Annotated in this window: 5 protein-coding genes; 3 read left to right on the top strand and 2 right to left on the bottom strand. The window is 71.2% G+C overall.

Annotated elements, in window-relative coordinates; translation table 11 throughout:
• Positions 1-620 precede the first annotated feature (620 nt).
• The gene (locus ACGFIQ_RS17695) at positions 621-872 is read left to right on the top strand and encodes a hypothetical protein (protein WP_393244704.1); all 252 of its coding nucleotides are present in this window, start codon (positions 621-623) and stop codon (positions 870-872) included.
• Between the two features lie 8 nt (positions 873-880).
• On the opposite strand, the gene ACGFIQ_RS17690 is transcribed toward ACGFIQ_RS17695, so the two are convergent.
• Positions 881-2,734, bottom strand: a complete 1,854-nt coding sequence (locus tag ACGFIQ_RS17690) for a VanW family protein (RefSeq protein ID WP_393244702.1) — start codon at positions 2,732-2,734, stop codon at positions 881-883.
• Positions 2,735-2,939: 205 nt separating this feature from the next.
• On the opposite strand from ACGFIQ_RS17690, the gene nudC reads away from it, so the two are divergent.
• A complete protein-coding gene (gene nudC / locus ACGFIQ_RS17685; protein ID WP_393244700.1) occupies positions 2,940-3,860 on the top strand; it encodes an NAD(+) diphosphatase in 921 nt (306 codons plus the stop codon).
• A 271-nt stretch (positions 3,861-4,131) separates the two neighbouring features.
• Here the strand turns inward: nudC and ACGFIQ_RS17680 are convergent, their stop codons facing one another.
• A complete protein-coding gene (locus ACGFIQ_RS17680; protein ID WP_393244699.1) occupies positions 4,132-5,802 on the bottom strand; it encodes a DUF885 domain-containing protein in 1,671 nt (556 codons plus the stop codon).
• A gap of 131 nt (positions 5,803-5,933) precedes the next feature.
• Between ACGFIQ_RS17680 and ACGFIQ_RS17675 the strand changes: the two genes are divergently transcribed.
• Positions 5,934-7,127 (top strand): DMT family transporter, encoded by a 1,194-nt coding sequence (locus ACGFIQ_RS17675; protein WP_393244697.1) that lies wholly within the window; start codon positions 5,934-5,936, stop codon positions 7,125-7,127.
• Positions 7,128-7,146 lie beyond the last annotated feature (19 nt).

Here is a 7,146-nt window from a genome sequence, read left to right as displayed (position 1 = left end):
ACTCGTGAGGGTGTGGGAGAGTAGGACGCCGCCGGACAATCTTCCAGATAGGGCCACCCCGATACCGGGGTGGCCCTATCTGCATTCCCGCATCCGGGTTGCGCCCCCGGCCGGAGCCCCGGATCCCGAGCCGCCCTACCCCGGTGTGCCCCTGACCCGGCAAGGGTCCCCGATTACGGCACGGTCCCCGATTACGACGCGATCCCGACCACGCACGGGTTGATCGACTCGACTTTCGTGAAATCGGGGTATCCACGACCGCGGGACACCCCGATTTCAGCAAACCCGAGTCGATCAACAGGTAGACGGGGCATCCGGGAGCGCGGGACAGCCCGATATCAGTGAACCCGAGTCGATCAGCCGGGCCTGGGCTGCACTGGGGTTTTGACCCTTGGGACCGTGAGGTGGGCGCAAGGCCGCATGTCCTTATAGAGGGCGCGGACTTCGGCCTGGTGTCGGTGACCGACCTCGGGCCACCAGCCAGGTCCGTCGACCGGCAACCAGGTCCGGCGGCCCCGTCGGCCGTCGACTAAGTCCGGCGGTCCCGTCGGCCGGCAACCAGGTCTGGCGGTCCCGTCGGCCGGCAACCAGGTCTGGCGGCCTCGGGTTAGGTTCGGGGTGTGGCTGACGTTCTGATACTGCTGGTGTTCGCCGGCTGTGTGGCGGCGATCCTGGGCATCCTCTGGTGGCTGGGAGCCCGTGTGCGTCGGCGCGGTATCGGCGCCGAGGTCATGGGCCCGTTCGAGGAGATATGGCACCCGGCGGCGCATCGGTTCCGGGCCGAGATTCGCGTGCAGGAGGCGCGCATGCTGCCAACGCCTCCCCAGGGCGGCCGACCCAGTGAACAGGGCAGTGGTGGCGCCGCGGGCTGACCGCGACCTCAGGAGGGCTTCGGCCCGCAGACGTAGCGGGGTTCCGCGTCGTAGCGCCAGCTGAACTTCTCCCGCTTGACCACCTTGCCGCCCTTCTTGATGACTCGGAAGGCGTCCTGGGTGAAGCCGTTGATGCCGTTCGTCGCGATGCACGAGGGGCCGGGCTCGAGGTGGATCAGCTTCGGTGTGGTGATGTTGCGGCGGGGCCCGTACTCCGTCTTCACACTGTCGTAGATCTTCGTGCTCCAGATCGACACAGTGATCGAGCTGGACGTGTACGAGGTGTCGATGAGTACGCCGTACTCGGTGTTGTTTCGGAATTTGAAGTCCAGGTCCGGCCAGATGATCGTCGACTCGATGACGGCCGGGTACCTGTCGAACCAGTACGAGTGCGGCTTGTGCTGGACGTCCTCCAGCCCGGCGTAGTACGTGGCGTTGAACAGCGTGGTGGTGAACTGTGAGATGCCGCCGCCGACGCCCGGCACCAACTTGCCGTCGAGGATCACCGGTGCGTCCAGGTAGCCCTGGGCGTAACCGCGCTCGCCGGTGTGACCGTTCAACGAGAACGTCTTCCCGGGCAGGACGACGGTGCCGTCCACCTGCCTGGCGATGGTCGCGATGTTCCGGCTGCGCGACGAGGCCATTCCGCCGGTGAAACGGGTGGTGAAGGTGGACACCCGTTCCTTGATGCCCAGGCCGGTCAGCTTCTCCGCGGTCAGCTCCGGTGGTGTCGGCTTCAGCTGGCCGGTCACCTCGCGGCCGTCCGACTTGGGCAGTACCGCCAGTAGGCCCTGACCCAGGTTCGTCATGTCCAGTTGCTGACCGGGCCGCCCGTCGGTGGTGGTGGGCCGACCACCGGAGATGGTCATCGTGGCGTTCTTCGGCGGCACCTCGATGGCCGCCAGGTCGCCGCCGAGCGCCGCACGCAGCCGCTTCGCGTCCACCGACGGGGTCAGCTTGCCGGTCTTGTCGGCGGTGAACCGCAGGCTTCTCGCGATGGCGGCGGGTGGGATCCGCACCGAACCTTTTTCGGTACGCAGGGTGACCGGTGCGGCGACCGCCGGTTTGGCCAGCTCGGTGACCAGCCGGTCCAACTCCTCCGGCGTGGTCGCCGGGTGGCGCTCCACAAGTGGCACGGTGACCGGGGTGCCGGCCAGCCAGCCGGCGCGGACCACCTCGGCCGAGCGCTGGGGATCCAGGGCCAGCCCCGGCTTGGGCTGTACGACCTTCGGCGTGACGCCCTGGTAGGTGATTGCCGGCATCGTCATCCCCTGGGCCTGGTTGCCGAGCACCCTACGCAGCGCGTCGTCCAACCGGTCGACGTCGACGGTGACCACCGGGTCGACCGTGCGGGAGCCGACCAGACGGCTGACCGGGTGCGCGTCGGCCGCGGCCGCTGCGGCGACGGTCGCCGGCACGTCGACGGCCAACCCCACGTCGGTCGGGTTGATCTCGGCGGTCCGCCCGTCGACGGTGACCCGCAACGGACCGGCGAGGGCCGCCGCCCGCCGTTCGAGCTCCGCCCGCAACTCCCGATCGGCCTCGGCGCGGCTCCGGCCGCCCAACTCGGTGCCGAGCACGCTGGTGCCGCGGGGAACGTCACCGGCGTACGCCCAGGCTCCGGCACCCGCCACGGCGGCGAGGACGCCGCCGCTGACGCCGACGGCGAGCAGCATCCGCACCCGGCGGGGGCGACTCGGGCCGCCCTCCGGGCTGCACACCTGGGCCGGCGGCGGCATCACCTGGGGCAGTTCACCGGGGGCGGACACCGTCACCGGTCCGTCGTCCGGCCAGGTGACAGCGGTGACCTGCACGGTGGGCCGGTCGTCGGCGGGCGGACTCTTTTCGCCGTAGAGCGTCACTGCAACCTCGATCGCCAGGGTGCCGCGGGAGGTAACGCCCTCCCGGAGGCACCTACGGTAACGAATGCCCGGCCGTCCTTCGGCTGCGCCGGCCAGGCACCGCTACCGCGTGTCGCCCGGTGCGTCGGCAGAGCACGGGGAGGACCACCCACGGAGGTACGGGGGTGGTGCCGGCGACCGACCGGGGACGTGGCACGGTGGCCGGGTGGACACTGCGGAGCGGGTGTTGGCGTACGGCGGCGGTTGGCTGGACCGGGCGGGCCCCTTACGCACCGATCCGACCCGGTTGAGCGCGTTGCTCGCGGAGCCGACAACCGTGGTGCTGGCGTTGTGGCGGGACCGGTGTCTCGTCGACGCGGACGGGCCGGTCCGGCTCACCGCGGAGCGCGCGTCTCTCGTCCGGTCCGCCGCGAGTGAGACGGTGTTCCTGGGGCTGGACGGGGACGTTGCCGTGTTCGCCGTGGACCTGTCCGCACTCCCCGAACGTGCCGCCACCGAGATGGCCGGGGCGGCGCGGTCCGTCGACGTACGGGCGCTGGTCGGGCGGCTCGACCCGGGCGACGCGGCCGTCCAGGCGTACGCCAGAGGGTTGTTGCACTGGCACCGGCAGCAGCGGTTCTGCGGGACGTGCGGTGCGCCGGCCGTCGCCGATGGCGGCGGGCACATGCGTACCTGCACGGGCGGGGAGTGCGGTCGTCTCCTCTTCCCCCGGATCGAGCCGGCGATCATCGTGCTGGTCGAGGCACCCGGTCGGCCGGGGCGCTGCCTGCTGGCCCGGCACGCGGGTGCGGCCGAGGACGCGTTCTCGACGTTGGCTGGCTTCGTCGAGGTCGGCGAGAGCCTGGAGGACGCGGTCCGTCGGGAGATGGCCGAGGAAGCGGGCGTGACCATCACCGATGTGACCTACCAGGGGTCGCAGGCGTGGCCGTTCCCCGCCGGCCTGATGGTGGGCTTCCGGGCCACCGCCAGCTCCGACGAGGTACGCGTCGACGGCGAGGAGTTGCTGGAGGCGCGCTGGTTCACCCGGGCGGAGCTGCGGGAGCGGGTGGCTTCCGGCCGTACCCTCGGGCGGGTGGACGCGATCGACCACCGCCTTCTCGAGGACTGGTTGGCCGCGGGGTCCTGACTGACTGACCGCCCGACCGGCGCTGGCGCTGACCCTCGGCTGAACGGGCACGGCTCCAAGCGCCGGCGGTACGACGTACCGCCGGCGCTTGGAGCCTTTGCCGGCCTAGGGCCGGTGTCAAAGCCCCTGGCCGGCCTGCGGCGGGCCCGGACGACGACCGGCCGCGTTGGATATTCGCCCGGATACAACACCGGTATCCGAACGAATCTCCGCCTTGCCGGACCGCCGCCCGGACTCCGCCTCGGCTCGACCGAGGACTTCGACACCGGCCCTAGAGCCGGGCCAGCGCCCGGCGCAGCGGGTCGAGACCCAGCGCGCCCAGGTCCAACGCCTGCCGGTGGAACTCCCGCAGGTCGAAGTCGGCGCCCTTGCGGGTCTTGGCGTCCTCGCGGGCCTGGAGCCAGATCCGCTCACCCACCTTGTACGACGGCGCCTGCCCCGGCCAGCCCAGGTAGCGGTTCAGCTCGAAGCGCAGGTTCTCGTCCGGAACCCGGCAGTGCGCCCGCATGAACTCCCAGCCCAGCTCGGGCGTCCACCGCTCGCCCGGGTGGAACCCGAAGGGGTTGCCCTTCGGGATCTCCAACTCCAGGTGCATGCCGATGTCGACGATCACCCGCGCGGCGCGCATCGCCTGGCCGTCGAGCATGCCCAGCTTGTCGCCCGGATCCTCCAGGTAACCCAGCTCGTCCATCAGCCGCTCCGAGTAGAGCGCCCAGCCCTCGCCGTGCCCGGACACCCAGCAGAGCAGGCGCTGCCAGCGGTTGAGCAGGTCGGCCCGGACAGCGGTCTGCCCCACCTGGAGATGGTGACCCGGCACGCCCTCGTGGTAGACCGTGGTCACCTCTCGCCAGGTGGAGAAGTCGGTGATGCCCTGCGGCACCGCCCACCACATCCGGCCCGGGCGGGAGAAGTCCTCACTCGGGCCGGTGTAGTAGATGGCGCCGTCGCTGGTCGGGGCGAGGCAGCACTCGATGCGGCGGACCTGCTCCGGAATGTCGAAGTGGGTGCCGTGCAGCTCGGCGATCGCCTTGTCGGCCAGCGCCTGCATCCAGTCCCGGAACGCCTCCTTGCCCTGGATGGTCCGGGCCGGGTCGGCGTCCAGCTTGGCCACGGCCTCGTCGACGGTGGCACCGGAACCGGCGATGCGCCCCGCGACGATGCGCATCTCCGCCTCCAGGCGGGCCAGCTCCGCGAAGCCCCAGGCGTACGTCTCGTCCAGGTCGACCTTGGCGCCGAGGAAGTACTGCGAGGCGAGCTCGTAGCGCTCCCGGCCGGCGGCCTGCTTGTCCCGCCCGTGCGGGGCCAGCTCGGTACGCAGGAACTGGCCGAACTCGGCGGTCGCTGCGGTCGCCGCGGCCGCGCCCCGACGCAGCTCCGCGCCGAGCGAGCCCTCAGCGCCCAGCCGCTCGACCAGCCCGTGGAAGAAGTTGTCCTGGGTCGGGTCGACCCAGATGTCGCACTGCTTGGCGACCTCGATCAGCTGCACCTTCGAGCTGACCTGACCGGCGGCGAGGGCCGCACGGAGAGTGACCTTGTAGTTGTCCAGCGTGCCGGCGAAGCCGTTGAGTCGGGCGGCGACGTTGGCCTGCTCGTCGTTGGTCGCCGTCGGCATCAGGTCGAACACCATGCGGATCTCGTGCAGCCCGCTCTCGATCACGCTGATGCCGCTCGTCGTCTCGCCCGCGTCGTACCGGGCCAGGTCCAGGCCGAGTCGTTCCTGCATGGCCTCCTTGGCGATCCGTTCGGACTCGGTCTGCGGCTCGGTCACCTCAAGCTCGGTGAGCGTCCGGCGGGTGAGGTCCGCGCGCGCCCGGTAACCCTCCGGCGAGAGGTCGTCGAGCTGGTCATCATGGCCGGCGATGCCGACGAAGGTCGCGCCGGTGGGGCTCAACGGCGCCCACTCGGCCACGTAACGGTTGGCGATTTCATCGATTCGTCCCACGCTGCGACCCTACGTGACCACCCCACCCCCGTGTCGACGACGTTTGTCGTGTTCAGGCCACTGAAGTGACGAGCGGCGCAACGCCTGAAAGGCGCGCGACTTTGTCGGTGGGTTCCGGCAGAGTGTCAGGGGTGACTGCCGATACCACTCCTGACAAGGCACCGGTTCGTACCTGGCTGCCGGGCTTCGTCGCCCTCGCCGCGATCTGGGGTTCCAGCTTCCTGTTCATCAAGGTCGGGGTGGCCGAGTTGCACCCGGTCCAGCTCACCCTCTACCGGGTCGTCGCTGGCGCGGTAACCCTGCTGATCGTCCTCGCCGTGCTGCGCGACAGGCTTCCCCGCGAGCCCCGGGTCTGGGGGCATCTCACCGTCGTCGCCGCGTTCGGCGTGGCCGTGCCGTTCACCCTGTTCGGCTACGGCGAGCAACGGGTCGAGTCGATGCTGGCCGGCATCTGGAACGCGACCACGCCCCTGATCGTGCTGCCGCTGGCGGTGTTGGTCTTCCGCACCGAGCGGCTGACCGTGCGCCGCGCCATCGGGCTCGGGCTCGGCTTCCTCGGGGTGCTGGTGGTGCTGGGGGTCTGGGAGGGCATCGGCGGGGCGCACTTCACCGGGCAGTTGATGTGCTTCGGCGCGGCCGCCTGCTACGGCGTCGCCATCCCGTACCAGAAGCGGTTCGTCGCCGGCAGCTCCTACTCCGGCCTGTCGCTGTCCGCCGCGCAGTTGCTGATCGCGGCCGGGCAACTGGCCATCGTCACTCCGTTCGTCGCCGGCCTGCCACCGCTGCCCACCGAACTGTCGGCGGGAGTGGTCGCCAGCGTGCTGACCCTGGGTGCGCTCGGCACTGGGCTCGCCTTCGTCATCAACATGCGCAACATCCGGGTGGCCGGCGCGAGCACCGCGTCCACGGTCACGTACCTGATCCCGATCTTCGCGGTGCTGATCGGAGCCGTGGCGCTCGGCGAGCGGCTCAACTGGCACCAACCGGTCGGCGCGCTCATCGTGCTGCTGGGGGTCGCGGTCGCGCAGGGCGTGCTCGGCCGCCGGCAGCCCCGCCCGGTGATCGGCGTCAACGCTCCCGCCGAGCCTGCGGCCGCCCCCGAGTTCGCCGAGGCCGCCGAGTTGGCGGCCGCGGCCGGTTCCGCGGCCGGTCCCGCCGCCGGTCCCGCCGCCGGTCCCGCGGCCGGTCCCGCCGCCGGTCCCGCGGCCGGTTCCGCGGCCGGTTCTGCGGCCGGTCCCGCGGTCGAGCCTGCGGCCGGGCCCGCGTTCTCCGCCGTCGAGTCTGCGGCCGTGGAGTCTGGGGCCGGCGAGCCCGCCCGCCGCTGAGGGCCGCTGCGCCGGCTCG

It is taken from the genome of Micromonospora sp. NPDC048898 (assembly GCF_043198035.1).
Lineage (GTDB): Bacteria > Actinomycetota > Actinomycetes > Mycobacteriales > Micromonosporaceae > Micromonospora.
This window is presented reverse-complemented; position numbering and strand designations above follow the sequence as displayed.